31 protein-coding genes (1 of these 31 running past the window's edge) are annotated in these 25,720 nt (G+C 57.5%); 13 read left to right on the top strand and 18 right to left on the bottom strand.

Annotated elements, in window-relative coordinates:
• Nucleotides 1-8 precede the first annotated feature (8 nt).
• Entirely contained in the window at nt 9-287 is a 279-nt protein-coding gene (locus ABVN21_RS22880; RefSeq protein ID WP_339556785.1) for a hypothetical protein, read from the top strand.
• A gap of 470 nt (nt 288-757) precedes the next feature.
• Nucleotides 758-1,402, top strand: coding sequence for a tyrosine-protein phosphatase (locus ABVN21_RS22875; protein ID WP_339556786.1), 645 nt, complete (start codon nt 758-760; stop codon nt 1,400-1,402).
• Nucleotides 1,403-1,447: 45 nt separating this feature from the next.
• Here the strand turns inward: ABVN21_RS22875 and ABVN21_RS22870 are convergent, their stop codons facing one another.
• On the bottom strand, nt 1,448-1,735 hold the full coding sequence (locus tag ABVN21_RS22870; RefSeq protein ID WP_034149478.1) for a YheV family putative zinc ribbon protein: 288 nt from the start codon (nt 1,733-1,735) through the stop codon (nt 1,448-1,450).
• Nucleotides 1,732-3,810, bottom strand: a complete 2,079-nt coding sequence (gene prlC, locus ABVN21_RS22865) for an oligopeptidase A (RefSeq protein ID WP_353637213.1) — start codon at nt 3,808-3,810, stop codon at nt 1,732-1,734. The genes ABVN21_RS22870 and prlC overlap by 4 nt, the downstream gene beginning before the upstream one ends.
• 62 nt (nt 3,811-3,872) lie before the next feature.
• On the opposite strand from prlC, the gene ABVN21_RS22860 reads away from it, so the two are divergent.
• Both ABVN21_RS22860 and ABVN21_RS22855 read left to right on the top strand, forming a co-directional pair.
• Entirely contained in the window at nt 3,873-4,418 is a 546-nt protein-coding gene (locus tag ABVN21_RS22860; protein ID WP_339556788.1) for a gamma carbonic anhydrase family protein, read from the top strand.
• Between the two features lie 28 nt (nt 4,419-4,446).
• Nucleotides 4,447-5,097, top strand: coding sequence for an HAD family hydrolase (locus ABVN21_RS22855; protein ID WP_339556789.1), 651 nt, complete (start codon nt 4,447-4,449; stop codon nt 5,095-5,097).
• A 123-nt stretch (nt 5,098-5,220) separates the two neighbouring features.
• Here ABVN21_RS22855 and ABVN21_RS22850 read toward each other — a convergent pair whose 3' ends face one another.
• Entirely contained in the window at nt 5,221-6,297 is a 1,077-nt protein-coding gene (locus ABVN21_RS22850; RefSeq protein ID WP_339556715.1) for an aminopeptidase, read from the bottom strand.
• 59 nt (nt 6,298-6,356) lie between these two features.
• Here ABVN21_RS22850 and ABVN21_RS22845 point away from each other — a divergent pair, with 59 nt between their 5' ends.
• Together ABVN21_RS22845 and ABVN21_RS22840 are read left to right on the top strand one after the other, a co-directional pair.
• Nucleotides 6,357-6,779, top strand: a complete 423-nt coding sequence (locus tag ABVN21_RS22845) for a hypothetical protein (RefSeq protein ID WP_339556716.1) — start codon at nt 6,357-6,359, stop codon at nt 6,777-6,779.
• Between the two features lie 40 nt (nt 6,780-6,819).
• Nucleotides 6,820-7,239 carry a hypothetical protein gene (locus ABVN21_RS22840; RefSeq protein WP_339556717.1) on the top strand — a complete coding sequence of 140 codons (420 nt, stop codon included), beginning with the start codon at nt 6,820-6,822 and terminating at the stop codon, nt 7,237-7,239.
• A gap of 6 nt (nt 7,240-7,245) precedes the next feature.
• Here ABVN21_RS22840 and ABVN21_RS22835 read toward each other — a convergent pair whose 3' ends face one another.
• Together ABVN21_RS22835 and ABVN21_RS22830 are read right to left on the bottom strand one after the other, a co-directional pair.
• The gene (locus ABVN21_RS22835; protein ID WP_339556718.1) at nt 7,246-7,479 is read right to left on the bottom strand and encodes a DUF1161 domain-containing protein; all 234 of its coding nucleotides are present in this window, start codon (nt 7,477-7,479) and stop codon (nt 7,246-7,248) included.
• A gap of 182 nt (nt 7,480-7,661) precedes the next feature.
• A complete protein-coding gene (locus ABVN21_RS22830; RefSeq protein ID WP_339556719.1) occupies nt 7,662-8,093 on the bottom strand; it encodes an OsmC family protein in 432 nt (143 codons plus the stop codon).
• Nucleotides 8,094-8,333: 240 nt separating this feature from the next.
• Here ABVN21_RS22830 and ABVN21_RS22825 point away from each other — a divergent pair, with 240 nt between their 5' ends.
• Entirely contained in the window at nt 8,334-9,335 is a 1,002-nt protein-coding gene (locus ABVN21_RS22825; RefSeq protein WP_339556720.1) for an LLM class flavin-dependent oxidoreductase, read from the top strand.
• A 65-nt stretch (nt 9,336-9,400) separates the two neighbouring features.
• Here the strand turns inward: ABVN21_RS22825 and ABVN21_RS22820 are convergent, their stop codons facing one another.
• Together ABVN21_RS22820 and ABVN21_RS22815 are read right to left on the bottom strand one after the other, a co-directional pair.
• On the bottom strand, nt 9,401-9,622 hold the full coding sequence (locus ABVN21_RS22820) for a DUF1161 domain-containing protein (protein WP_339556721.1): 222 nt from the start codon (nt 9,620-9,622) through the stop codon (nt 9,401-9,403).
• A gap of 125 nt (nt 9,623-9,747) precedes the next feature.
• Complete coding sequence (locus tag ABVN21_RS22815) at nt 9,748-9,963, bottom strand: dodecin (protein WP_007902773.1); 216 nt, start codon at nt 9,961-9,963, stop codon at nt 9,748-9,750.
• Between the two features lie 157 nt (nt 9,964-10,120).
• On the opposite strand from ABVN21_RS22815, the gene ABVN21_RS22810 reads away from it, so the two are divergent.
• Nucleotides 10,121-10,447: a DUF883 family protein gene (locus ABVN21_RS22810; protein ID WP_339556722.1), complete on the top strand. Its 327-nt coding sequence runs from the start codon at nt 10,121-10,123 to the stop codon at nt 10,445-10,447.
• Here ABVN21_RS22810 and ABVN21_RS22805 read toward each other — a convergent pair.
• On the bottom strand, nt 10,444-11,337 hold the full coding sequence (locus ABVN21_RS22805) for a LysR family transcriptional regulator (RefSeq protein ID WP_339556723.1): 894 nt from the start codon (nt 11,335-11,337) through the stop codon (nt 10,444-10,446). The two genes, ABVN21_RS22810 and ABVN21_RS22805, sit on opposite strands and share 4 nt — an antisense overlap.
• A 112-nt stretch (nt 11,338-11,449) precedes the next feature.
• On the opposite strand from ABVN21_RS22805, the gene trpB reads away from it, so the two are divergent.
• From trpB to ABVN21_RS22790, 3 genes are all read left to right on the top strand, one after another.
• On the top strand, nt 11,450-12,685 hold the full coding sequence (gene trpB / locus ABVN21_RS22800; protein ID WP_339556724.1) for a tryptophan synthase subunit beta: 1,236 nt from the start codon (nt 11,450-11,452) through the stop codon (nt 12,683-12,685).
• The gene (gene trpA / locus ABVN21_RS22795; RefSeq protein WP_339556725.1) at nt 12,685-13,497 is read left to right on the top strand and encodes a tryptophan synthase subunit alpha; all 813 of its coding nucleotides are present in this window, start codon (nt 12,685-12,687) and stop codon (nt 13,495-13,497) included. The genes trpB and trpA overlap by 1 nt, the downstream gene beginning before the upstream one ends.
• A 120-nt stretch (nt 13,498-13,617) precedes the next feature.
• Nucleotides 13,618-14,064: an anti-virulence regulator CigR family protein gene (locus ABVN21_RS22790; RefSeq protein ID WP_339556726.1), complete on the top strand. Its 447-nt coding sequence runs from the start codon at nt 13,618-13,620 to the stop codon at nt 14,062-14,064.
• 54 nt (nt 14,065-14,118) lie between these two features.
• Here ABVN21_RS22790 and ABVN21_RS22785 read toward each other — a convergent pair whose 3' ends face one another.
• From ABVN21_RS22785 to ABVN21_RS22740, 10 genes are all read right to left on the bottom strand, one after another.
• Nucleotides 14,119-16,080 carry a DUF4105 domain-containing protein gene (locus ABVN21_RS22785; protein WP_339556727.1) on the bottom strand — a complete coding sequence of 654 codons (1,962 nt, stop codon included), beginning with the start codon at nt 16,078-16,080 and terminating at the stop codon, nt 14,119-14,121.
• Nucleotides 16,077-16,397, bottom strand: coding sequence for a DUF2388 domain-containing protein (locus ABVN21_RS22780; protein WP_339556728.1), 321 nt, complete (start codon nt 16,395-16,397; stop codon nt 16,077-16,079). The genes ABVN21_RS22785 and ABVN21_RS22780 overlap by 4 nt, the downstream gene beginning before the upstream one ends.
• Nucleotides 16,398-16,425: 28 nt before the next feature.
• Nucleotides 16,426-16,743, bottom strand: coding sequence for a DUF2388 domain-containing protein (locus ABVN21_RS22775; RefSeq protein WP_339556729.1), 318 nt, complete (start codon nt 16,741-16,743; stop codon nt 16,426-16,428).
• A 108-nt stretch (nt 16,744-16,851) separates the two neighbouring features.
• A complete protein-coding gene (locus ABVN21_RS22770) occupies nt 16,852-17,169 on the bottom strand; it encodes a DUF2388 domain-containing protein (protein WP_339556730.1) in 318 nt (105 codons plus the stop codon).
• A gap of 336 nt (nt 17,170-17,505) precedes the next feature.
• On the bottom strand, nt 17,506-17,721 hold the full coding sequence (locus ABVN21_RS22765; RefSeq protein ID WP_007947887.1) for a DUF1127 domain-containing protein: 216 nt from the start codon (nt 17,719-17,721) through the stop codon (nt 17,506-17,508).
• A 319-nt stretch (nt 17,722-18,040) separates the two neighbouring features.
• Complete coding sequence (locus tag ABVN21_RS22760) at nt 18,041-19,534, bottom strand: acetyl-CoA hydrolase/transferase family protein (RefSeq protein ID WP_339556731.1); 1,494 nt, start codon at nt 19,532-19,534, stop codon at nt 18,041-18,043.
• A gap of 215 nt (nt 19,535-19,749) precedes the next feature.
• The gene (locus ABVN21_RS22755; protein ID WP_339556732.1) at nt 19,750-21,183 is read right to left on the bottom strand and encodes an NAD(P)(+) transhydrogenase (Re/Si-specific) subunit beta; all 1,434 of its coding nucleotides are present in this window, start codon (nt 21,181-21,183) and stop codon (nt 19,750-19,752) included.
• Nucleotides 21,180-21,536, bottom strand: coding sequence for an NAD(P) transhydrogenase subunit alpha (locus ABVN21_RS22750; RefSeq protein ID WP_034149499.1), 357 nt, complete (start codon nt 21,534-21,536; stop codon nt 21,180-21,182). Before ABVN21_RS22750 ends, ABVN21_RS22755 begins: the two co-directional genes overlap by 4 nt.
• Before the next feature lie 11 nt (nt 21,537-21,547).
• Nucleotides 21,548-22,669, bottom strand: coding sequence for a Re/Si-specific NAD(P)(+) transhydrogenase subunit alpha (locus tag ABVN21_RS22745; RefSeq protein WP_339556733.1), 1,122 nt, complete (start codon nt 22,667-22,669; stop codon nt 21,548-21,550).
• A gap of 435 nt (nt 22,670-23,104) precedes the next feature.
• A complete protein-coding gene (locus ABVN21_RS22740; RefSeq protein WP_339556734.1) occupies nt 23,105-24,004 on the bottom strand; it encodes a LysR family transcriptional regulator in 900 nt (299 codons plus the stop codon).
• 157 nt (nt 24,005-24,161) lie between these two features.
• Here ABVN21_RS22740 and ABVN21_RS22735 point away from each other — a divergent pair, with 157 nt between their 5' ends.
• Both ABVN21_RS22735 and ABVN21_RS22730 read left to right on the top strand, forming a co-directional pair.
• On the top strand, nt 24,162-25,343 hold the full coding sequence (locus tag ABVN21_RS22735; protein ID WP_339556735.1) for an acyl-CoA dehydrogenase: 1,182 nt from the start codon (nt 24,162-24,164) through the stop codon (nt 25,341-25,343).
• 13 nt (nt 25,344-25,356) lie between these two features.
• A protein-coding gene (locus tag ABVN21_RS22730; RefSeq protein ID WP_339556736.1) for a CaiB/BaiF CoA-transferase family protein crosses the window boundary here: on the top strand, nt 25,357-25,720 show its 5' portion. The gene runs 857 nt beyond the window's last position; the window shows 364 of its 1,221 coding nt (coding positions 1-364); the start codon lies at nt 25,357-25,359; its stop codon lies off the right edge, out of view.

Raw genomic sequence — 25,720 nt, 5'->3', positions numbered from 1 at the left:
GTAAAATCATGTGGGAGCCCCATACAAAAGGCGTTTACCTTCAGCGAGTAAAAACCAATGAAAGTAATAAAATAATTATTAAATTGGTAAGGGCGCAAACTGAAGAGGCGGATAATCTGAAATGGTCAGATCGCTTTGACAAAGTTACAGTCATGGTCTTGCACATAAAGGTCGGTGGTGCCGAAGAGTACAGGCTCGATTTCGATCCATGGTCGGACATAAATGTTATTCCGGACGGAAGCATTGATGAAAAAGATATCAATGCGATCACTGAAGTTGGGCTTTAATTTTACCGTCAGTCAATAATACGCCCGGAATTTGCAGCTTTTCTTTCGCTAGGTTGCGTCGAGCTCGTCGAGGTTTTTGATCCTGAGAAACCAATTAAACCTGTCGCGCCGTTGAGACACGTCGTTCGAATTGAAGTACTGGATCTGGAGGATAGTCAGGAGCCGGAAATCGACTCGTCATTCAATGCCGAGTCTTTCGATGAGGGGGCTAGTTTTTCAGTCAGGAAAATTCTCTCCAACGCCTACAATTCCGAAGAATCGCCTGGTCTGGAAGACCTTGCTAAAGCGTTCTTCAAGCTGAAATTGTAAGCCTGCGTCGCCTGAAGTCTGCCGGGTGCCCTGTTGATTCTGTCATGTGGTCCCGGCAGCAGCGTTTCACATTTCATTCACGCCTGCCTGACAGACCTTTGACCGCTCGGGGTTGAAGCTGAACGCCAACATCCAACCTATTCCTCAACGGCCAACCGAGTATGTCCTTACCGCGCTTTATCCCTGCGATGTGCCTGTCGCTGGTCGCGATTTTCACCCTGACATCCGTTCTCGCCGACGACACTGCGTCGCCCCGCCCGGCAGAGTGGGCGCAACCGATCGAGGTGCAATACAACCTGTTTCAAATGTCGCCGACGCTTTATCGCAGTGCACTGCCGGACAGTGGAGCGGTTTCGCTACTGGAAAAACTCAAGGTCGGAACGGTGATCAGTTTTCTTCCGGAGTCGGATTCGAGTTGGTTGTCCACACCTGGAATTGCCTTGGTTCAACTGCCGTATCGTACTAATCATGTGGATGACGCCGACATACTCAAAGCCCTGCGCACCATTCAATCCGCCGAAGCCAATGGCCCGGTTCTGATGCATTGCAAACACGGGTCCGACCGAACCGGTCTTATCGCGGCGATGTACCGGGTGATCGTGCAGGGCTGGAGCAAGGAAGATGCGCTGAGTGAAATGACCCAGGGTGGCTTTGGGGACAGCACGCATTTCAGGGATGGTGTTCGTTACATGATGCAGGCTGATGTCGACAAGCTGCGCACTGCGCTGGCCAATGGAGATTGCAGCACAAGCCCGTTCGCGGCCTGTTCGATGAAAAATTGGTTCAACTCGGCGAATGTCCAGTAGCAATGCCTTCCACTGCATTGCGCAGTGGAAGGCAAATTTCGCTACTCAGTGTTGCTCGTCAGGCTTTTTCTTCAGCTTAGGGTTCGGGAAAAACTGCACAGCTTGAACCTTGGCGTCTGGCACCTTCAGCGCGGCGGTGTTGACTCGGGTGCCCAATTCCTTGGGCACAGACAGACCTTGTTCATTCAGCGTGTCGGAATAACCGCAAGCCACGCACTCGCGATGCGGCACGTCGTCTTCGCTCCACATCATCAACTTGTCCGGCTCGCTGCACGCCGGGCAAACAGCACCGGCGATAAAGCGTCGTTTGGTAATCACAGGACCCTCGCTCATGCTGCTTCGTCCTCACTCAGGCCGCTGTGGCGCAAGAGTGCGTCAATCGATGGCTCACGGCCACGGAAGTCGACGAACAGCACCATCGGCTCCTGGGAACCGCCGCGTGCCAGGATCGCTTCGCGGAACGCACGACCGGTGTCGGCGTTGAGCACGCCTTCCTCTTCGAACTTCGAAAAGGCGTCAGCCGACAGCACTTCAGCCCATTTGTAGCTGTAGTAACCCGCCGCATAACCACCGGCGAAGATGTGGGCGAAGCTGTTGGGGAAACGGTTGTAGGCCGGCGGACGCATGACCGAAACCTCGTCACGCACGCCTTCAAGCACTTGCAGCACACTGCGACCGTCGCCGTGGGTGGCGTGCAGCTCGAAGTCGAACAGCGAGAACTCCAGTTGGCGGACCATCATCAGGCCGGACTGGAAGTTTTTCGCCGCGAGCATTTTGCCCAACAGGTCCTGCGGCAGTGGTTCGCCGGTTTCGTAATGACCGGAAATCAGCGCCAGGCCTTCCGGCTCCCAGCACCAGTTTTCCATGAACTGGCTTGGCAACTCGACCGCATCCCAAGCCACGCCGTTGATGCCTGAAACCCCGGCGTGTTCGACGCGGGTCAGCAAATGATGCAGGCCATGGCCGAACTCGTGGAACAGGGTGGTCACTTCATCGTGTGTCAGCAGCGCAGGCTTGCCGCTGTCAGCCGGGGTGAAATTGCAGACCAGGTTGGCCACCGGGTTTTGCAGTACGCCTTCGGCGGTGCGACGACGGTCGCGGGCGCCGTCCATCCAGGCACCGCCACGCTTGTTGGCGCGGGCGTAGAGGTCGAAGAAGAAGCGTCCGACGTGCTGACCATTTTCCTTGATTTCGAACAGGCGGACATCCGGGTGCCAGGTGTCGAAGCCTTTTTGCTCAGCAATCTCGATGCCGTACAGGCGTTGCACGATGGCGAACAGACCACTCAGCACTTTATCGATAGGGAAGTAGGCACGCAGGGCTTCCTGGGCAACGCTGTAACGTTGCTCGCGAAGTTTTTCGCCATAGAAACCGCTGTCCCAGCTTTGCAGGTCCGGGCAGCCTTGCTCGGCGGCGTAAGCCTTGAGCTGTTCCAGATCCTGGGCTGCAAACGGCTTGCTGCGTTTGGCCAGATCGCGCAGGAAACTCAGCACCTGATCGCTGGATTCGGCCATTTTGGTGGCCAGGCTCAGCTCCGAGAAACTGGTGAAGCCCAGCAGTTTCGCCAGCTCTTGACGCAGGTCGAGGATTTCTTCCATGACCGGGCCGTTATCGTTCTGACCGGCATTCGGGCCCTGGTCCGACGCACGGGTGCAGTAGGCGGCGTAGACTTCTTCGCGCAGCGCACGGTCGTGGGCGTAAGTCATCACCGCGAAGTAGCTCGGGAATTCCAGGGTGATCAACCAGCCTTCCAGATCTTTAGCCTGGGCAGCGGCAGCCATTTGCGCCTTGGCCGAGTCAGTCAGGCCGGCGAGGACCGCTTCATCGGTAATGTGCTTGGTCCAGGCTTGAGTCGCGTCGAGCAATTGATTGGAGAAGCGGCTGCCCAGTTCGGACAATTTGCTCTGCACTTCGGCGTAGCGCTTTTGCTCGGCTTCCGGCAGGTCAATACCCGACAGACGGAAGTCCCGCAGGGAGTGTTCCAGGATAGTTTTCTGCGCTACATCGAATCCGGCAGCTTCCGGACTGTTCGCCAGGGCTTCGAAGGCTTGGAAGAGTTCCCGATTCTGGCCGAGTTCGGTGGAATAGGCGCTCAGTGCTGGCAGGCAAGACTCGTAGGCTTCGCGCAATTCGGCGCTGTTGCACACGGCGTTCAGATGGCTGACCGGGCTCCACGCGGCGCCCAGGCGGTCGTTGAGTTCGTCCATCGCCAGTACCAGACCGGCCCACGTTGGCTGTTTGCCTTGGGTCTTGAGGATCTCGATAATGGCGGCGCGGTTGTCAGCCAGGATCTGTTCAATGGCCGGTTGCACATGCTCGGCACGGATCGCGGAGAACGGCGGCAGGTCGTAGGACTGCAAAAGAGGGTTGTTCACGCTCACGGTTGGCACCTTGGCTGGAAGAAACATGCGGCCATCTTAATTACAATCGACGTTCACCGCAGCTATCAGCAACAGAGAGAAACCCTATCGTGAACCTTCGCAAGTATCAGAACCACACACCCTTGCTCGGCAAAGGCGTTTTTGTCGACCGTTCGGCGGTGGTGATCGGTGATGTCGAGGTCGGCGAAGACAGCTCAGTGTGGCCACTGACGGTGATTCGCGGCGACATGCACCGTATCCGCATCGGTGCGCGCACCAGCGTGCAGGATGGCTGCGTGTTGCACATCACCCACGCCGGGCCGTTCAACCCTGACGGTTTCCCGTTGCTGATCGGCGATGACGTGACCATCGCGCACAAAGTCATGTTGCATGGTTGCACCGTGGGTAGCCGGGTGCTGATCGGCATGGGCAGCATCGTCATGGATGGCGCCGTGGTTGCGGATGACGTAATTATCGGTGCCGGTAGTCTGGTGCCGCCCGGCAAACGCCTGGAAAGCGGTTTCCTTTATGTCGGTAGTCCGGTGAAGCAGATTCGGCCGCTGTCGGACAAGGAGCAAGCCTTTTTCACCTACAGCGCGGCGAACTACGTGAAGCTCAAGGATCTGCATCTGGCCGAAGGCTACGACCAGATCTGAAGTGTCCCGCTACTGCTCAGGAATTTTCATGCATTACCAAACCGTTTTGTTCGACCTCGATGGCACCCTGACCGACCCACGCGAAGGCATCACACGCTCGATTCAGTTTGCTTTGAGTAAACTGGGTATCGATGAACCCGACCTGACCAAGCTCGAACACTTCATCGGTCCGCCATTGTTGCAGGCGTTCATGCAGTTCTATGACTTCGACGAGCCGAAGGCCTGGGACGCGGTGAATTTCTATCGCGAACGCTTCAAAGTCACCGGGCTGTATGAAAACCGCGTGTTCGACGGTGTTACACCGCTATTGGAAACCCTTGGCGGACAAGGACGGCAGCTGTTCATCGCGACCTCCAAACCTTGGGTATTCGCCCGTGAGATCGCCCGGCATTTCGATTTCGCCAAACACTTCAAAGTGATTTACGGCAGCGAACTCGACGGCACCCGAACCAATAAAGTCGAGCTGATCGCGCACTTGATCGCCGAAGAAGGCCTGGACCCGGCCCATACCCTGATGATTGGCGATCGCAAACACGATTTGATCGGTGCACGCAGCAACGGGCTGGATGCGGCGGCGGTGGGGTACGGTTTTGGCAGTCGGGAAGAGTTGAGCGCTGAAGCTCCGGCCTATCATTTCGAAACGCTGGAAGAGCTGCATCAGGCGTTTTTGCAGGGTTGATTTGGCGAGGGAGCTTGCTCCCGTTCGGCTGCGTAGCAGCCGCCAATCATCGACGATGTCTATCTGGAAAATAGTCTGGGGCCGCTTCGCGGCCCAGCGGGAGCAAGCTCCCTCGCCACAGACTTATTTCTCCACCAGTTTACGTAGCGCCGTCTTCCGCTGATCGATGGTCAACGCACCTAGCTTCTCGACTTTTGCATAAAACCTCACCCAATCCCCCCCCTCTTGCTTGAATAGCGCCGCAAACGCCGGCACCCACTGGTCGTACAGCCCAAACGGCAACAATCGTGCATTGTTCATCGTGGCGTTTATCCAGTTGTCATAACGTTTATCCCCAGCCCATTGGCTGTCGCGCAGCTCTCGGTATTCAACCCGCAAGCGCTCGAATTCGGCGGCTTTGCGTTGACGCATTTGCTCGGGCGGCAGTGGCAGGGCGTAAAGCTTTTCAAGTCGTGTGCGGGTATTGAGCACCAACTGAATGAATTGATCCCGTCGCTGCGCCTCAGCACCGTTATCCGGAGGAAGATTACGGAATGCACACCACTGACGGGTGCCTTCCTGTTCGACGAAGGTGGCAAATGATTCGTTGAACTCAGTGTCGTCCTTCACATAAACACGTTGATGCGCGAGTTCGTGAAAGATCAGCGTGGCCAGCCGCTCATCGCCCCAGCCCATCATCGAATTCATGATCGGGTCATTGAACCAGCCCAGCGTCGAATACGCCTCGACTCCGCCGATCGACACGTCCATGCCTTTCAGGCGTTGCAGCGCCGCCTCTCCACGGGCCGCGCTCTGGCTGTAATAACCGCGATAGGCCACGCAACCGGCGATGGGAAAACAGTGGTTCTGTGGCTTCAGGGAAAATTCCGGCGTGACAAACACGTTCCACACGACGAAAGGGCGGCCAATGTCGGCGTACAAGCGGTAGCTTTGATTGTCCGGCAGGTGCAGGTGTTGGCTGGCGAATGTCCGGGCTTTTTGCGATTGAGCCAGATGGGCTCGCAATTTTACATCGCGCTGTGGGTCGGCAACAACGCTGGACACCGGCTCTCGAGCTCGCAGCAATTGCAGCTGACCACTGGCCAGTTGGCTGTAATAGCTGACGCTGGAGCAACCGTTGAGCAACAAAAACAACACACCCGGAAACAAAACGCGCAAAACGCGATCAAGTAACCCAAGGCTTGGACGCGGCCTGATCACAATAAAAAATTCCTGGAGAGTCTGCTCGCAAGACTATCCCGCTTGACTGGAGCTCCGCTATGCGCAAGTTGATGCTGACGGGAGGCCTGCTGATGCTGGCCGGTTGTGCTGGATTCGGAATACCTCACCATGATCCATCGCAAGCCTGGATCGATCTGGATTCGAAGCAGGAAGACACGGCCCTGCAAGCCTTGGAGGTGGACAATCAAGCTGCCACCGACAAACGCTATTTCGAGGTGCAACCCGGTAGTCATGAGCTTACGGTTCGCTACCAGTTCCCGGTTCAGCCCACCAACATTGGTCCCGATGCCGAACCGTTGTGGCGTGATTGCCAGATGAATGTGAAATTCAGCGAGTTCAATGCCGGTGAGCGATATCAGCTGCAAGCCGGGAATATTGGTTTCCGGCCTTGGGCCAAGCTTTACAATCAGCAGCGAAAAGTAATTGGGCAGGGCACACCGGCAGGCTGTCAACGTACCTGATCGGCGCTATTCTGATTGTTCATTAGTCAGGACATTCATCATGCGCAAGTTGATGCTGTTGCTCGCTGCAAGCACGGTGACTGGCTGTGCGAGTCCATTGCCGGCGGTCAATCCGCAGATGGCCTGGGTCGACTTTTCGACACCCTTCCCCAACGATAAAACGTTGATGGCAGAGAGACTGGACAACCAGCGCTTACGTGACGGGCGTTATTTCCAGGTCACGCCGGGTAAACACGAGCTGACCGTGCGCTTCGATTTTGAAGTACCGGGCGGGGGCTCGGACTTGTTCGGCGGGACTACTGAGCGGCTGTGCTACATGATCATCAAGTACGATCACTTCGAAGCCGGTCAGCGTTATCTGCTGCAAGCCCGTTCCATGGCGTTCACTCCGGAGGCGCGGCTGTATAACGCCAAACGCCAAATCGTTGCCGAAGAAAGCCAGATCAACTGTGTGCCGTAAGGCCTGTCAGCGATCGTTCTTCTGGTAAATGATTTTCTTGGTGCCGCCATCGCACGAGCCTACGACCATGTTCTGATCGTGCACTTCGTCATTAGTGACGATTTCTAGGGTGTAGGACGCAACCTTTTGGGCCTGGATCTTGGCTTCGATTTCGGCCTTGAGTTCTTCGCAGGGTTTCGGTGCTGCCAGGGCCGAAGTGGCCAGTGCGCAACAGATAACCGCCAAGGCAAAACGTTTCATGGTTGAAGCTCCCTTGAGGCAGCATGCAGGATTCTGCATTTTGGCTGCTGTCATTTATTCGACCACAAACAGGCTGGGCAAATCTGTCGTACATCAAAAAAGATCGCAGTCTTCGGCAGTTCCTACGGATCGTTCCCGGTAGGAGCTGCCGAAGGCTGCGATCTTTTCGTTTCAATGCGAACTTAACTCAACAACGTCGCATCCAGGCTGATTTTCGCATTAAGCACCTTGGAAACAGGGCACCCTTCCTTGGCCTTGTTGCTCAGCTCCTCGAACTGCGCCTGGCTGGCGCCAGGGATTTTCGCCTTGAGGATCAATTTCACCGCCGTAATAGCAAAACCACCATCGACCTGGTCGAGCGTCACTTCGGCATTGGTGTCGATGCTGTCAGCTTTAAGGCCGGCATCGCCGAGAATCATTGAAAACGCCATGGAAAAACAACCGGCATGCGCTGCGCCAATCAGCTCTTCCGGATTGGTGCCTTTTCCGCCTTCGAAGCGCGCCTTGAAGCCGTAGGGGGCTTCTCTGAGTACGCCGGTTTCCGTGGAAATCGAACCGATGCCGGTTTTCAGGTCACCTTCCCAATGAGCCGATGCTTTCTTGATGATAGCCATGCCTGTCTCCTCAAAATCCGGCGCGAGCGTCGCGCCTGGGTGGTTTTCGCTTGCTAGGGTTCTGAGGATAGACGCTGGCGCAAAGTTCACCTCATCTGATCGGTCCGGCAATTTCGTAGGAATTTTCCCCGTGCTATTGAAACTCGGGTATATGCCCTCATTGCATGAAACACGCTTATAGATTCGGCAGGTTTTCGTTCACGAGAAAAAACCTGCGCCCTCAATTGGAGAAGCAGGTTTATGAAACGACTGTCCGATATCAAGTTTTCGACCCTCGATCTGGTCCCCGTGCGGGAAAACGGCAGCCCAGCCCAGTCGCTGCGCAATTCGCTGGACCTGGCGCAGCATGTCGAGAAGCTCGGCTATAACCGCTTTTGGGTCGCCGAACATCACAACATGGACGGCATCGCCAGTTCCGCGACCTCGGTTCTGCTCGGCTACCTGGCCGGCGGCACGTCGACCATTCGTGTCGGTTCCGGCGGAGTGATGTTGCCCAACCACGCGCCGCTAGTGATCGCCGAGCAGTTCGGCACGCTCGAAAGCCTTTATCCGGGACGGATTGACCTGGGCCTTGGACGTGCACCCGGTTCCGATCAGATGACCGCCCGTGCGCTGCGTCGCGAACGCTCCGGCAGTGCCGATGATTTCCCGGAAGACGTTGCGGAACTGATGCGTTACCTCGGCCCGCGAACTCCGGATCAACGCATTATTGCGATGCCGGGTACAGGGACCAATGTTCCGATCTGGTTACTGGGCTCCAGTCTGTTCAGTGCGCAACTGGCTGGTGAACGCGGTTTGCCCTACGCCTTCGCATCACATTTCGCACCGCGCTTCATGCATGAGGCGATTCGCGTCTACCGCAATCACTTCAAGCCTTCAGCGGTATTGGACAAGCCTTACGTCATGCTCGGCGTGCCGCTGGTCGCTGCGGATACGGATGAACAAGCAGATTATCTGGCGACCTCGGTGTTCCAGCGCATTCTCGCGTTGATGCGTGGCCAAAGCCTGGTGCAGCGCCCGCCAGTGAAAACCATGGACGGTCTGTGGCTGCCCCATGAAAAAGAGGCTGTCAGTGATTTCCTTGGTTTGGCGATGATCGGCAGCCCGCAGAAAATCCGCGCCCGGCTGGAAGTGCTGATCGAACAGACCCAGGCCGATGAATTGATTTTTACCTGCGACCTGTATGAACACTCGGATCGCCTGCATTCCTACGAGTTACTGGCGCAGGTCATGAAGGGCTGACGCTGAAAAAGACTATAAAAAGCCGACCCCTTGGTGTCGGCTTTTTTATAAAAAATGGAATCAGCCTAGCGCTTGTAGACGATTTCCTTGGAGCCCTTCTCACAGGTGCCGACGACTTTACCGCCGGCAGCGGTGCCTTTGTCGACGATTTCCAGCGAGTAGCCTGAAACGCCCTTGGCATCAAGCTTTGCAGCGATTTCGGCTTTAAGCTCTTCACACGATTTGCCATCCGCAAAGGCGGCTCCCGCAAGGCTCAACAGACCTACCGCCAAAATAAACTTCTTCATCGGTCGCAATCTCTGGTCGGATCAATAGGGTGGGCATCCGGCTATTGGCCGGATGCACTCGGGTAGCGCTTTGCCATTCCCTATGGCACTCGGCCAGCGCGCAAGTTCAGAAGAGGATCTCGAACTCAGCTGCTGGCAATCCGGAACCCTACCTTGAGCGTCACCTGGAAATGCGCAGCCTTGCCGTCCTTGATGTGCCCGCGGGTTTCGGTCACTTCAAACCACTCCATGTACTTTAGACTTTTGTTGGCCTCGGCCAGTGCGTTGTTGATCGCGTCTTCAATGCTGGTGGTGGACGAGCCGACCAGTTCGACTTTCTTGTAGGTGTGATGGTCAGTCATGGCGTTCTCCTTGGGGTGTGAAATACAGACTAGCAGTGATTTTCCTTCTTACTTCTGTCGGTCGATCCGACATGGAAGTTCACATTTACTGCACTTTCTCGAACCTCTGAAGTCCCAACCAACACACGCCACTCATCAACAATGCAGGAGAGCCACCATGGCCAACAGTTCGTTACGTAAAGCCTCATTGCAAAGCATGGAAGCGGAAATCGAGAGCCTGCTCAAATCCTTGGAAAGCCTGAAGGACGACGCCTCGGACGAGTCGCGTAAAACCCTCAAGGTGCTCAAAGGCAATGCCGAAAACGCGTTGAAACATTCGCGTCATCTGCTCAGCGATGCCTATGAAGAGGTGAAGGTCAAAACCCGCGAAACCGGGATTGCTACGCGGGACTACGCCCAGGCACACCCTTGGACTACAGCGGGTGTCGCTGTGGGTGCGCTGGGTTTGCTAGCGGCTTACCTGCTATGCAAACGCGGTGACTAATCCGTCTGGCGCAGCTCGTTTTTAAGCCATTGCGCCAGTTGCCGAGCGCGTCCGTCAGCGGCGCGTTTGGGTAGCCACAACGCCAGTTGCGCCGGGGTTTCACTGAAGCCCCATGGCGCAACCAGCCGCCCGGCCTTCAAGTCCTCGATCACCAGCGGTTCTGGCGCAATCGCCACCCCCAGCCCGGCTACGGCGGCTTCCAGTAAATAATACAAATGCTCGAAACCTTGACCGAACTTCAACGCCCCGGCGTCGAGGCCTTTTTGCTGCGCCCAAACAGGCCAGGCTTGCGGGCGGGAGGTGGTGTGGAGCACTGGCTCATTCAGCAGGGCCTCGGCGGGCGCGGTTTTTAATCGTTCGTAGCCGATGAATCGAGGGCTCATCACCGGGCCGATTCGCTCACTCGCCAGTTCGAACACCTGCATGTCCGCCGGCCACGGTGGTTCGGCGAAAACCAGCAGAGCATCCAGGCCGGGACGGCGCGGATCAAGATCGCCTTCGCCCGCCGAGAGGTGAAGGCGCAGATCAGGCAGATCGGCATTCAACCGACCCAGGCGCGGAATAAACCAGCGCGCCAGCAGACTTCCCGAGCAGCCGAGCACGAACGGTGCATCGACGGTGCTTTGTGTGAGTTCTGCGCAGACAGTACGCAAGCGCTCGAAGGCTTCAGCGCTGGCGTCGCGCAAGCGCATGCCGGCTTCTGTGAGTTTCAGGCCGCGACCTTCCTTGACGAACAGGCTCACGCCAAGATGTTCTTCAAGCACCTTCAATTGCCGGCTGACTGCGCCGTGAGTCACATGCAGCTGTTCGGCGGCCTGACTGACGCTGTTCAAGCGAGCCGTGGCTTCGAAGGCACGAAGGGCGTTCAGCGGTGGGAGGTCGTGGCTCATAGGATCTGTGAGTTTTCCTGACAGGTTGCAGCGATCTTATCGGTTTTCAGTCAAGCACGTCAGGGGTAGAGTGGACCCCATTATCAGTTCACGCACTCAACTGGAGCGCCCCATGACCGAGACAAATCTGCGCAACGGCCCTGACGCCAACGGCCTGTTTGGCGCGTTCGGCGGCCGTTACGTCGCCGAAACCCTGATGCCGTTGATCCTTGAACTGGCCCGTGAATACGAAGCGGCCAAGGAAGATCCTGCATTCAAAGAAGAATTGGCCTACTTCCAGCGTGACTACGTCGGACGTCCGAGCCCGCTCTATTTCGCTGAGCGTCTGACCGAGTTCTGCGGCGGCGCCAAGATCTATCTCAAGCGCGAAGAGCTGAACCACACCGGCGCGCACAAGATCAACAACTGCATCGGCCAGATCCTGCTGGCGCGGCGCATGGGCAAGAAACGCATCATCGCCGAGACCGGCGCCGGCATGCATGGCGTGGCGACCGCCACCGTTGCCGCGCGATTTGGTCTGGACTGCGTGATCTACATGGGCACCACTGACATCGAACGTCAGCAGGCCAACGTGTTCCGGATGAAGCTGCTGGGCGCCGAAGTAATTCCGGTCGTGGCCGGTACCGGTACCCTGAAAGATGCGATGAACGAAGCCCTGCGCGATTGGGTAACCAACGTCGACAGCACCTTCTACTTGATCGGCACCGTGGCCGGCCCGCACCCTTACCCAGCGATGGTTCGCGACTTCCAGGCCGTGATTGGCAAGGAAACCCGTGACCAGTTGCAAGCCCAGGAAGGCCGCCTGCCTGACAGCCTGGTGGCGTGCATCGGCGGCGGCTCCAACGCCATGGGCCTGTTCCACCCGTTCCTCGACGACAAGAGCGTCGAGATCATCGGCGTGGAAGCGGCCGGCTATGGCATCGAAACCGGCAAGCACGCGGCCAGCCTGAACGGCGGCGTACCGGGTGTGCTGCATGGCAACCGTACGTTCCTGCTGCAGGACGACGATGGTCAGATCATCGACGCCCACTCGATCTCCGCTGGCCTCGACTATCCAGGTATCGGCCCGGAACATGCGTGGTTGCATGACATCGGTCGCGTTCAATACACCTCGGTAACCGACGACGAAGCGCTCGACGCGTTCCACAAATGCTGCCGTCTGGAAGGGATTATTCCTGCACTGGAAAGCGCCCATGCCCTGGCTGAAGTGTTCAAGCGCGCACCGAGCCTGCCGAAAGATCACCTGATGGTGGTCAATCTGTCCGGCCGTGGCGACAAAGACATGCAAACCGTGATGCATCACATGGAACACTCTCAACCAGAGCAATCCAAGCAGGAGAAACACTGATGAGCCGCCTGCAAACACGTTTTGCCGAACTCAAGCAACAGAATCGCGCCGCCCTGGTGACTTTCGTCACTGCCGGCGACCCGGGTTATGACACGTCCCTGGCGATCCTCAAGGGTTTGCCGGCGGCGGGTGCCGACGTGATCGAACTGGGCATGCCGTTCACCGATCCGATGGCCGACGGCCCGGCGATTCAACTGGCCAACATTCGTGCGTTGGAGGCCAAGCAGAATCTGGCGAAAACCCTGGAAATGGTTCGCGAGTTCCGCAAGGACAACAACGAGACACCGCTGGTGCTGATGGGTTACTTCAACCCGATCCACAAGTACGGCGTGCCACGTTTCATTGCCGAAGCCAAAGAAGCGGGTGTTGACGGGCTGATCGTGGTGGATCTGCCGCCAGAGCATAACGGCGAACTGTGCGACCCGGCCCAGGCTGCCGGTCTGGACTTCATCCGCCTGACCACCCCGACCACCGACGATGTGCGCCTGCCGACCGTTTTGAATGGCAGCTCCGGGTTTGTGTATTACGTGTCGGTGGCCGGTGTGACCGGTGCCGGTGCGGCAACGCTGGAACACGTCGAAGAGGCGGTTGCCCGTCTGCGTCGTCATACCGATCTGCCGATCAGTATCGGTTTCGGCATTCGTACGCCAGAACAAGCAGCCGCCATCGCGCGTCTGGCCGATGGTGTGGTGGTGGGTTCCGCGCTAATTGATCACATCGCCAATGCCACGACGCCGGATCAGGCCATCGATGGCGTGTTGAGCCTTTGCTCGGCATTGTCCGAAGGCGTGCGTAAGGCTCGCGTCAGCTGAAGGTAAAGTTCCTGATACAGAGGAATTAGAGCCTCTCAACACAGACTAATCAGCAAGACCGAGGGCTTCAGGACTACGTTCTGAAGCCCTTTTTGCTGTGTGTTTGTGAGGAAAGACCTGATGAAAATGCCGAAACGTCTGATTGCCAGCCTGGGTGTGCTGATGCTCAGTGCCACCCCGTTGCTGCACGCCAGCGCCGACCAGCGCGACGATCACGACCACGGCGGCCCGCAGCAGGGCCATTATGATAACCACGGTGATGATCATCGTGGCGGGCAGGACAATCGCCGTGGCGGTCCACCGCCGCGTGACTTCAGCCCTGTACGGCAGACTATTCACGATAACCGCGACTATTTCGTCCGAGGTGCGCCGCCGCCGCCAGGAATGCATCTGATGCGTGGGCAGCCGTTGCCTCACGGCTATTACGGCGAGCGCCTGGATAACCGGGCGCTGGAGCGACTGCCGTATTACCCGGGTTATGAATGGCGCCGCGCAGGCGGCGATGTTGTGTTGATTGCGGCGGCAACAGGGGTTGTTTATGAGATCTTGCAGGGGGTGCTGTACTGATTCTCACTGGTTAACTGTGGCGAGGGAGCAGCTCCTCGCCACAAACGACTCTATCTAAGGCAATTCCAACCCACCGGCGGCCTTGTGCAACTTGCGCAGATGCTCGCCAATCTGTTTCACGTTGGCCTCGTTGGCGGCCATTTCCGCCGCACGGCTCGGTTCAAGCAGCGCTCTCACTTCTTTGTCCAGATCCCCGGTCAATGCCTGAAGCTGTTTCTGTCGCAGGCTGCTTTCCGACTCCAGACGTTGCCATTCCGCCGGTTGCGGCAGACCATACCCGCCGCTGCCGAGAAGTTCGGCCGGACGACTCAGGAAACCGCTGTTATCGAGAATCTGCCGCAGTGTCGCGTTGGCTTTGTCCATCCCGCCATTTTTCAGCTCTCGGGCACCCAGATAACGCTGCTTCACCTCGTCCTGAGCCAAGAGCAACTGCTGGCGAAAACTTGCCTGTTCCAGCAGGAGCAATGCCGCGCTGGCTCGCAAATCAGCCTGATCGAACCATTGGCGACGCTCGGCTGCTGTCAGGGACAACCAGTCTTCGACCTTCTCCTGTTTGATCGGCAGGCGCTTTCTCAAAACCTCGAACATCGCCTGGTAACGCTCCCGGAAAGAGTCGAACCGATAACCCAGGCGCAGCGCTTCACGGGGATTGTCCAGCACGCTGGTGTCCGCCAGCCCGCGACCCTTCAGCACTTCCAGCAAACCATTGGGCATGATGTTGTCGAGAGCAACCAGTTTGGAATTGTTGGTGCCGCTACGCAGTAACTTCAGCTCTTCCACGGCGCAGTTGTTGGAGAGAAAAAAGTAGCTGCCGTCGTAACTCCAGTGCATCTCGGCGGCGCGTTCAACCAGGTTTTCGATCTCGTCGCGTGACAGGTTCAGCGGCACGGAGGCGAGACTGCGTAACTCGGTCTTGGTGTATTCGTCGATCACCTGGGCCAATGGCAACACGAACAGGCGTGACGGGTACTTGCCCACCAAGCCATCCCAACTCGACAGTTGTACGTCGCCGACGAATGCGCGGTAAGAAAGCACCAAGTGCTGATCGAGATCCAGCCGGCAATCCGGTCCACGTGGTCGGCCCGGGGCGCAGATCACCAGCCGCAACATGCTGTGGCCCCAGCGACTGACCCAATTCTGGTTAGCCTCGGCCAGCAGATAATCGACGGCATAAACCCGTTCCGGATCGACCTGGCCCAGTGGGGTTTTGGCAAAGTCATTGCCGGCATTGAGGAAGGCGAAGGTTTTGCCGCATTCGTCCTTGGCGGCGGGCGCCCAGCCAAAGTGTTCCTTGTAATAGCGATACAGCGCCGGACGGCGGCAGGCGTAGCTTGGGTCGAGGAGGAAATACTCCATGTTGACCGCGACGAATTCTTTCGCGCTGCTTGTCTCGTAGATGTCCGGGGTGCGGGCGATCTGACGGTTGTGCTGTTCGCGCTCGCCACGACGGCCTACGTATTGTTGCCAGCCGGCAAGGTCGAGCAGGCGCGGATCGTCGCTGAGGGTAAAGCGTCGGTCGGACTGGCTGCGGCATTCGTCGGGAATACCGATCAGTCCAGAGCTGGCATTGCGCCGGGTACAACGCTGGATCAACTTGCGCTCGGCGTCCGGCCAAAGTCGCGAGCGGTCATAAATATGGGTCAGTTCGTGTAGCACCGTCGCCAGCATTTCCCGGCGTACAGTGCCGTGGGGGCGATAGGTTTTCCTGGTCGCAGCGCTGCCGTCCGTGAGACTTGCCAGCAGGTTGCGATTCAGGTCGAGCTCGGACACCAGCGACGCCTGGCCGTAGGCATTGCTTGGCATGTTGTCGGTCCAACCGACGTCGATGCGCCGGTCGAGTTTCTCGATGAAGCGCGGTGGCAGCGCCTGCATGGCTTCATCGAGCAGGGCCTGGCTGGCCTGCTGTTGCGCCGGGCTCAGGCCTTCGGTTTTGAGATGCAGTTCAAGGCCGGCGTGGGCGCTATTGCCAAGCAGCAACAGCGCCCCGGCCAATAGCCAGGCAGATGAAGACTTCACAGGGCGAGGATGGCTTCGGCGAGATCCTGATCACTGGCATCGCGAGCTTCCGGGACTCGTGTGCGCAGCAGATTAAAAGCCGATTCCAGGTGCGCGCCACGAATGTCGCCATCGCTGGCCACAAAACTGGCCGCATCGTCCTGAGCTTCCCGAACGATTTTCGAGTCGCGGATCGACGTGGTGGTATCGGAAGTGAAATCCAGGGTGCGCTGGGTGGCGCGAATGAGGATGTTACTGGTGGCGACCAGGGTGTGGGCCTGGGCCATATCGGCCAACAAAAGCAGGCCAAGGGTGGCGGCAATCAGCGGGTTACGCATGGAACGACTCCGGAGAAACTTGGGATGACTATTGGACGAGAATTGCCTGTGCCAGTTCAAGGTCGCTGGCATGAAGTTTTGGCTGGGTCCGGCGCAGATAATTCAGTGCCGATTCCAGTCGAGCGCCTCTCAGTTGGCCGTCAGTGGCGATGAACGCCGCAGCGTCATCCTGGGCGGCGAGCAGCAGTTTATGGTCGAAGGGTGCAGAGGTCACCATACTTGTGGCGTATCCGCTGGCGACAGTGCCTTGCGTGGATAGGTTAAAGGCGTCGAAAGCCTGGACCTGACCGCAGTAGCTGGCCGCAAGAATCATTGAAGTGGTGAGCAGGCGTGTAGGAAAACCCATGGGACTCGACAGTTGAATGTGAGTCCCAAGGCTAGCGCAAGGCCCGGTTTAGAGCCAGCGTCGAAATATGGGGACACCTTTGGCGTGTCCCGCTTTCGGAGCCGTCGCTTAGATGGTCAGGATGGCCTGGGCCAGTTGTGCGTCGGTTGCGTTCAGCTGTGGCGCCTGATGACGAATATGGTCCAGCGCGCTCTCGAGTTTCACACCGCGGATGGCGCCTTCGCTGGCGACGAAGCTGGCTGCGTCATCTCGGGCGGCGAGCACGATTTTGTCGTCATGAAATGAAGACGTGACATCCGAAGTTGCGTCGGAACTGGATTTGAGTGCTCCAACGACCGCATCGGTGGTCACGATGAAGCTGGTGGCGTGGGAATTGGCAGCCACGGCAAGCAGGGCTGCAGCGCTGAGCAGACGAAGACGGGACATGGTGTAACTCCTTTGGGTAAACCGATTGAAAGGTGGTGCAGTGTCTGGAGAGTCAGACGCCAGACACGCTGAACGCGCCACGTTCTGCATTGATAGTAGGCGTGTGTGTGACGCTTCGACAGCCCTGGCAGTGAAAAACGCTGCGGTTTAGTTCCGGTGATGTTATGACTGCCGACAAAACTGTTAAGGTCAAATTTGAATTTATTAAAACTGTACTGCTTATGTTTTTTCTGTGTTTAAAACGACAAAACCCGTCGCGGTTTCCCACGACGGGTTTTGCTTGTTCAATTCGGGTTGCTGGCGGTGGACCTTAAGGTCAGGGCCAGCGACGCTAACTTAGCGCCAGAACGGCTTGCTCAGCTCTTCGTAGCGTTGTGCTTCGCTAATCCCGGCGTCAGCCAGCAGACGCGAATCCAGACGAGCCAGTTGATGGCGGCTGGAGATGCGGCGCTGCCACAGCATCAGGTTGGCGATAACGCGCAGAGGCATGGAAGCCTGGGTTTTTGCAGCGGTGTCTTCGAAGAACAGATCGGAACTGAGTGTACGTTCCATGGTTTTCATCCTTCCGCTTGTGGCGGGATTAGGTAGTGGTTTAACTGGTGCCCATGATCCTCTCGTTTGCCTAGTCTCAGTAGATACAGTTCATCTGTATTGTGAGGGCTCAGTTAACTGTTTATAGGGGGTGTACTGGTCTAAATTGAGGCAACTGTACCTATGCGCACTAATATGGTGCGATATCGTGATTTTCACAGCTGAGCGTAGGAGTTTTCTGTAGGAAATGACCAGTACAGCAGTACAGTTTTTTCCACATTCTCGCGTGGCAATAGTTCGCTGACGAAACTGTGTTTGCGTCAGCGGCTATCTGTATCAATTACTTTGTCAGCATTTTCCCGGTTTCTTCCAGATTGATGTGCCAGCTGAGGGCATCACGCAGGATGTGGGGGGTGTGGCCGCCCATGGCGCATGCAGCAGTGAAGTAATCATTCAGCGCCTGGCGGTAATCCGGGTGTACGCATTTATCGATGATGACCCGGGCCCGCTCCCGGGGCGCCAGACCTCGCAAGTCTGCCAGGCCCACTTCGGTCACGAGGATGTCAACATCATGTTCGGTGTGGTCAACATGGCTGACCATCGGCACCACGCTGGAGATCGCGCCGCCCTTGGCGATCGACTTGGTCACGAACACGGACAGGTGCGCGTTGCGCGCGAAGTCGCCCGAGCCGCCGATGCCGTTCATCATCCGCGTGCCGCAGACGTGAGTGGAGTTGACGTTGCCATAGATGTCGAACTCCAGCGCCGTGTTGATACCGATAATACCGAGACGACGCACGACTTCAGGGTGATTGGAAATCTCCTGCGGGCGCAAAACCAGTTTGTCCTTGTAACGTTCCAGATTACCGAACACGTCGGCATTGCGCCGGCTCGACAAGGTGATCGAGCTGCCAGACGCAAAGCTCAGCTTGCCTGCGTCGATCAGGTCGAAGGTCGAGTCCTGCAGCACTTCGGAGTACATCGTCAGGTCTTCGAACGGAGAGTCGATCAGGCCACACATTACCGAGTTGGCGATGGTGCCAATGCCGGCTTGCAACGGACCTAGTTTGTTGGTCATGCGCCCGGCGGCGACTTCCTGTTTGAAGAAGTCGATCAGGTGGTCGGCAATGGCTTGGGTCTCGGCGTCCGGTGCCAGCACCGTAGAAGGAGAGTCAGCCTGGTTGGTGACCACGATGGCAACGATTTTTTCAGGTGGAATCGGGATGGCAGTGCTGCCAATGCGATCGTCGACCTTGACCAGCGGAATCGGCGTGCGGGTCGGGCGATAGGTCGGGATGTAGATGTCGTGCAGACCTTCGAGATTCGGGTTGTGCGCCATATTGATCTCGACGATCACATGCTTGGCGAAAATCGCGAAGCTGGCCGAGTTGCCTACCGAGGTGGTTGGCACGATATGCCCTTGCTCGGTGATTGCAACGGCTTCAATAACAGCAATGTCCGGCAGCTTCAATTGCTGGTTGCGCAGTTGTTCCACGGTTTCCGATAAGTGCTGGTCAATGAACATGACTTCACCGGCATTGATCGCCTTGCGCAGGGTGCTATCGACCTGGAACGGCATGCGCCGCGACAGCACGCCAGCTTCGGTCAGCTGCTTGTCGAGGTCGTTGCCCAGACTTGCGCCAGTCATCAGGCTGATCTTCAGCGGCGTGACCTTGGCACGCTCGGCCAATGCCTGAGGGACGGCCTTGGCTTCGCCGGCGCGAGTAAAGCCACTCATGCCGACGGTCATGCCGTCCTCAATCAAAGCGGCAGCGTCGGCAGCACTCATCACTTTGTCCAACAACGAAGTCAGGCGAATACGGTCACGGTACATGGGTTGTTATCTCGGGCAGCAGGTAGCAGGACGTGCAGTCTAGTGAATTACGCCGAGTTCTGTCCCGCTACCAAGGTCGCAATAGAGGCGTCTATTCCGGGCCTATAAAGCAAAACACCGTTACCGGATCGGTAATAAAAGAATAGATTGCCCTACTAATTGCGCAAACAAAAACGCCCCGACAAGACGGGGCGTTTTGTTGTTGCCAGCCGGTCTTATTCGACGGCTTTGACCATGTCTTCGATGACCTTTTTAGCGTCGCCGAACACCATCATGGTTTTGTCCAGATAGAACAGTTCGTTGTCCAGGCCCGCGTAGCCGCTGGCCATCGAGCGCTTGTTGACGATGATAGTCTTGGCCTTGAACGCTTCGAGGATCGGCATGCCGGCAATCGGCGATTTCGGATCGTTTTTGGCGGCCGGGTTGACCACGTCGTTGGCGCCCAGCACCAGCACCACGTCGGCCTGGCCGAACTCGGAGTTGATGTCGTCCATCTCGAACACCTGGTCGTAAGGCACTTCGGCCTCGGCCAGCAGGACGTTCATGTGGCCCGGCATACGACCGGCAACCGGGTGGATGGCGTACTTCACGGTCACGCCGCGATGGGTCAGCTTCTCAGTCAGTTCCTTCAGCGCATGCTGTGCCCGCGCTACCGCCAGGCCGTAGCCCGGAACGATGATCACGGTGTCGGCGTTGGTCAGCAGGAACGTCGCGTCGTCAGCCGAACCGGATTTCACTGGGCGAGCTTCTTTGGCACCCGCGGGACCTGCTTCGGCTGTATTGCCGAAACCGCCGAGCAGTACATTAAAGAAGGAGCGGTTCATTGCCTTGCACATGATGTACGAGAGGATCGCGCCGGACGAACCCACCAGCGAACCGGCGATGATCAGCATCGAGTTGTTCAGCGAGAAGCCGATACCCGCTGCCGCCCAGCCTGAGTAACTGTTGAGCATCGACACCACAACCGGCATGTCCGCGCCGCCGATAGGGATGATGATCAGCACGCCGAGTACGAAGGCCAGTGCCAGCATCACGCCGAAAGCGGTGTAGTCGCCGGTGAGCATGAAGGTCACGCCCAGGGCCAGTGTTGCCAGGCCCAACAGCAGGTTCAGCTTGTGCTGACCGCCAAACTGTACCGGTGCACCCTGAAACAGGCGGAACTTGTACTTGCCAGCCAGTTTGCCGAATGCAATCACCGAACCGGAGAAGGTGATCGCACCGATGGCTGCACCGAGGAACAGTTCCAGACGGTTACCAGCCGGAATGGCGTCACCGAGTTGCTGGACGATGCCCAGCGACTGTGGCTCGACCACGGCCGCCACGGCGATGAACACTGCGGCCAGGCCGATCATGCTGTGCATGAAGGCGACCAGCTCGGGCATCTTGGTCATTTCAACGCGTTTGGCCATGATCGAACCGGCGGTGCCGCCGATCAGCAGACCGACGATCACGTAGACGATCCCGTCATGGGCCAGTTCGGAACCAAGCTTGTAGATTAGGCCGACGGTAGTGAGGATCGCCAGACCCATTCCGAGCATGCCGAACAGATTGCCGCGACGCGAGGTAGTTGGGTGCGAGAGTCCCTTGAGCGCCTGGATAAAGCAGACCGAGGCGATCAAATACAGGGAAGTAACCAGATTCATGCTCATGCTTGCTGCACCTCAGCCTTGACTGCTTCGGCCTTGGCTGCCGGAGCTTTTGCTGAAGCCGCTTTCTTCTTGAACATTTCCAGCATGCGCCGGGTGACCAGGAAGCCACCAAACACGTTGACCGCGGCCAGTGCCACGGCCAGGGTGCCCATGGTCTTGCCCAGCGGGGTCACGGTGAGGGCGGCAGCGAGCATGGCGCCCACAATGACGATGGCCGAAATGGCGTTGGTAACGGCCATCAGCGGGGTGTGCAGTGCAGGTGTCACGTTCCAGACCACGTGGTAGCCGACATAGATAGCCAGCACAAAGATGATCAGGTTGTAGATACCGTGAGAGATCAGCATGTCTTCCATTGTTTTTATCCTCAGCCGTTCTTGCGCACGATCTGGCCATCGCGGCACATCAGGCACGCGGCGACGATATCGTCTTCAAGGTTGATCACCAGTTGTCCTTCTTTATCGAACAACAGTTTCATGAAGTCCAGCAGGTTGCGGGCATACAGGGCCGAAGCATCGGCGCCAACCGCGGCAGCCAGATTGGTCGGACCAACGATCGTCACGCCGTTTTCGACAACCACCTGATCGGCCACGGTCAGCGGGCAGTTGCCACCCTGGGCTGCGGCAAGGTCGATGACCACCGAGCCGGGTTTCATCTGTGCCACGGTTTCCGCGCTGAGCAGCGTCGGTGCCTTGCGACCCGGAATCAGTGCCGTGGTGATGACGATATCTGCCTGCTTGGCGCGTTCGTGCACGGCCACGGCCTGGCGCTGCATCCAGCTCGCTGGCATAGGGCGCGCATAACCGCCGACACCGACGGCGCATTCACGCTCTTCATCGGTCTCGTAAGGCACGTCGACGAACTTGGCGCCAAGAGATTCGATCTGCTCCTTTACCGCAGGGCGCACATCAGACGCTTCGATAACCGCACCCAGGCGCTTCGCCGTAGCAATCGCCTGCAAGCCGGCTACGCCCGCGCCGAGAATCAGCACGCGCGCCGCTTTAACGGTGCCCGCAGCGGTCATCAGCATCGGCATGAAACGCGGATAGTAATGAGCGGCCAGCAGCACAGCTTTATAGCCGGCAATGTTGGCTTGCGAGGACAGCACATCCAAGCTTTGGGCGCGGGAAGTGCGAGGCGCGGCCTCCAGGGCAAAGGCGGTAATGCCGCACTCGGCCATCTTGGCGATGGTTTCGTTATTGAACGGATTGAGCATCCCCACCACAACGGTGCCGCTCTTTATCAGCGCAAGCTCGCTGTCGCTGGGGGCGACAACCTTCAAAATCAGCTCTGCACCAAATGCGTCACTGGCGCTGCCAATGGCTGCACCAGCAGCTTCATAGGCACTGTCGACAACGCTGGCATTGACGCCGGCGCCGCTTTGTACAGTGACCTTATGACCCTGGCCGATTAGCTTCTTGATGGTTTCGGGGGTTGCAGCAACCCGTGTTTCACCGGTCTGGGTTTCGAGAGGAACACCAATGTGCACGTCAAATCTCCTGCGTGATCTTATTGAGTAAACCCATGCACTACGGATGGTGCGGCTGGGGCGGCCGATCAGCACGACCCCGCCAAATTCAGGCGGGGCGCGGCATTTTGCAGGCGAACTTTACGCCCTTCAAGGGATTATGACGGGTGACGGAAAATTAACTACAAGTCACCCTGTGACCGAATGTCGCAACAAAACTGAGAAAACCCTTGTAGGCCGTGCCTTGCAAGGAGTCTGGCCGAAATTCAACAATTTACACATCGGCCATATGAATGATGTGGCATCGCATTGAAATAGAGGCTCAAAGCCACGTGGTCAGGCGCTTGTGGGACGTTTGTACAGTTTCCAGATACAGTCTGCCAAAATGCGACAAATACTTATATCTGTAGGGTTTTTATTTTACTGACTACGAGGTCAAGTAATGGTGCTAGGCCTTTATCCTTCTAGGCTGTAGCTATGAGCTTGGGTTATCAACCAGTCGCGAAAAGCCTTTAAAGACGCAGATTCGACCTTTCGTTCAGGAATCATCAAGTAATAGGCTTTAATGCTGGTCAGCGTCTGAGGATTCGCAATAACCAGGCGCTTCTCTGCCAATTCACGCTGAATCAGGAACGGCGGAATCAGTGCGATGCCCATGTCGTGCATCGCCGCCTGGGCCAGCATTGAGAATAGCTCGTAGCGTGGCCCTGTCATGTCGCGAGGGACATTCAAGTTTTGGGAGTCGAACCATTGTCGCCAGGCGTAGGGGCGAGTGGTCTGCTGCAGGAGCGGCAACTCGGCGATTTCGCCGGCAGTCAGAATGGTCCTTTTCCCCAATACGTCAGGACTGCATACGGGTAGCGGATGCTCGCCCATCAGGCGGTGCGATTCTGTACCCGACCAGTCCGCATCGCCGAAATAGATCGCGGCATCGAAGTCGGTATCGGCAAACAGGAAGGGGCGCGTGCGGTTGGTCAGGTTGACCGTCACTTCCGGGTGTTTCTGCTGGAAATCCTTAAGCCGAGGCAGGAGCCACTGGGTGCCAAAGGTCGGAACCACCGCGAGTTCGATCACGTTGGCACCTTGTTGACCCATTACGGACAAGGTATCCCGTTCGACTGCGTCAAGTTGCGTCGCTACACGGCGGCTGTAGGACAGACCGGCTTCCGTCAACTTGACGCCGCGCCGGGAGCGTCGAAACAGCTCCACGCTCAGGAAGTCCTCAAGGCTGGCGATCTGTCGGCAAATCGCCCCCTGTGTCAGCGAAAGCTCCTGCGCTGCCTTGGTAAAGCTTTCATGGCGCGCAGCTGCCTCGAAGCTAATGAGGGCGGTTGTACTGGGTATCTTTCTGCGCATGTACATCAACCTCACTAATACATCGCATTAAGTGCGTTTTGCGACGTTTCGGAGTGAGAAATTAGCACAACAGTATGCGAAATCCTCGTTTGCCCAGAAGATGAACCCGGCCTAGGATCAGTCCACGTTATTTGACCCGTTTCGAGAGGACACACTCATGGCCGGTAAAGCTAGCTTCAACTGGATTGATCCCCTGCTGATGGATCAACAGCTCACCGAAGAAGAGCGCATGATCCGCGACACCGCTGCGCAGTTCGCTCAGCAGAAGCTAGCGCCGCGCGTGCTCGAAGCTTTCCGCCATGAAAAGACCGATCCGGCGATCTTCCGCGAGATGGGTGAAGTAGGTCTGCTGGGTGCGACCATCCCTGAGCAGTACGGCGGTAGCGGCCTGAACTATGTCAGCTACGGCCTGATTGCCCGTGAAGTGGAGCGTGTTGACTCGGGCTATCGGTCGATGATGAGCGTGCAGTCCTCGCTGGTGATGGTGCCGATCAATGAATTCGGTACTGAAGCCCAGAAACAGAAATACCTGCCAAAACTGGCTTCGGGCGAGTGGATCGGCTGCTTCGGCCTGACCGAGCCAAACCACGGTTCCGACCCAGGCGCGATGATTACTCGTGCACGTAAAGTCGAAGGCGGCTACAGCCTGACCGGCAACAAGATGTGGATCACCAACAGTCCGATCGCCGATGTGTTCGTGGTCTGGGGCAAGGATGACGCTGGCGACATTCGTGGCTTCGTTCTGGAGAAGGGATGGAAAGGCCTGAGCGCTCCGGCGATTCACGGCAAGGTCGGCCTGCGTGCATCGATCACCGGTGAGATCGTCATGGACAACGTATTTGTGCCGGAAGAGAACATCTTCCCGGATGTCCGCGGCCTCAAAGGTCCATTTACTTGCCTCAACTCGGCCCGTTATGGCATTTCCTGGGGTGCTCTGGGTGCTGCCGAGTTCTGCTGGCACACCGCTCGCCAGTACACCCTTGATCGTCAGCAGTTCGGTCGCCCATTGGCCGCCACTCAGCTGATCCAGAAGAAGCTGGCTGACATGCAGACCGAAATCACCATGGCGCTGCAAGGCTGCCTGCGTCTGGGTCGCATGAAAGACGAAGGCACTGCGGCGGTTGAAATCACATCGATGATGAAGCGCAATTCCTGTGGCAAGTCTCTGGACATCGCTCGCATGGCCCGTGACATGCTGGGCGGCAACGGTATCTCCGATGAGTTCGGCGTTGCTCGCCACCTGGTCAACCTGGAAGTGGTCAATACCTATGAAGGTACACATGACGTCCATGCGCTGATCCTCGGTCGCGCGCAGACCGGCATCCAGGCGTTCTATTAATAGGAGAACGGCCATGGGCGCGCTTTCGCATCTGCGGGTTCTAGATTTATCGCGGGTATTGGCCGGGCCGTGGGCTGGGCAGATCCTTGCCGACCTTGGTGCCGAAGTGATCAAGGTCGAGCGCCCGGGCAATGGCGATGACACGCGCGCCTGGGGCCCACCGTTCCTTAAAGACGCTTATGGCGAGAACACCAGCGAGGCCGCCTATTACTTGTCGGCCAACCGCAACAAGCAATCGGTCACCATCGATTTCACGCGTCCGGAGGGTCAGAAGCTGGTGCGTGAGTTGGCGTCCAAGTCGGACATCCTGATCGAAAACTTCAAGGTCGGTGGTTTGGCTGCTTATGGGCTGGACTACGAATCGTTGAGGGCGATCA

Source organism: Pseudomonas sp. MYb327, assembly GCF_040438925.1.
GTDB lineage: Bacteria > Pseudomonadota > Gammaproteobacteria > Pseudomonadales > Pseudomonadaceae > Aquipseudomonas.
The sequence above is the reverse complement of the archived record's forward strand: the minus strand, read 5'-3'. Positions and strand labels throughout refer to the sequence as shown.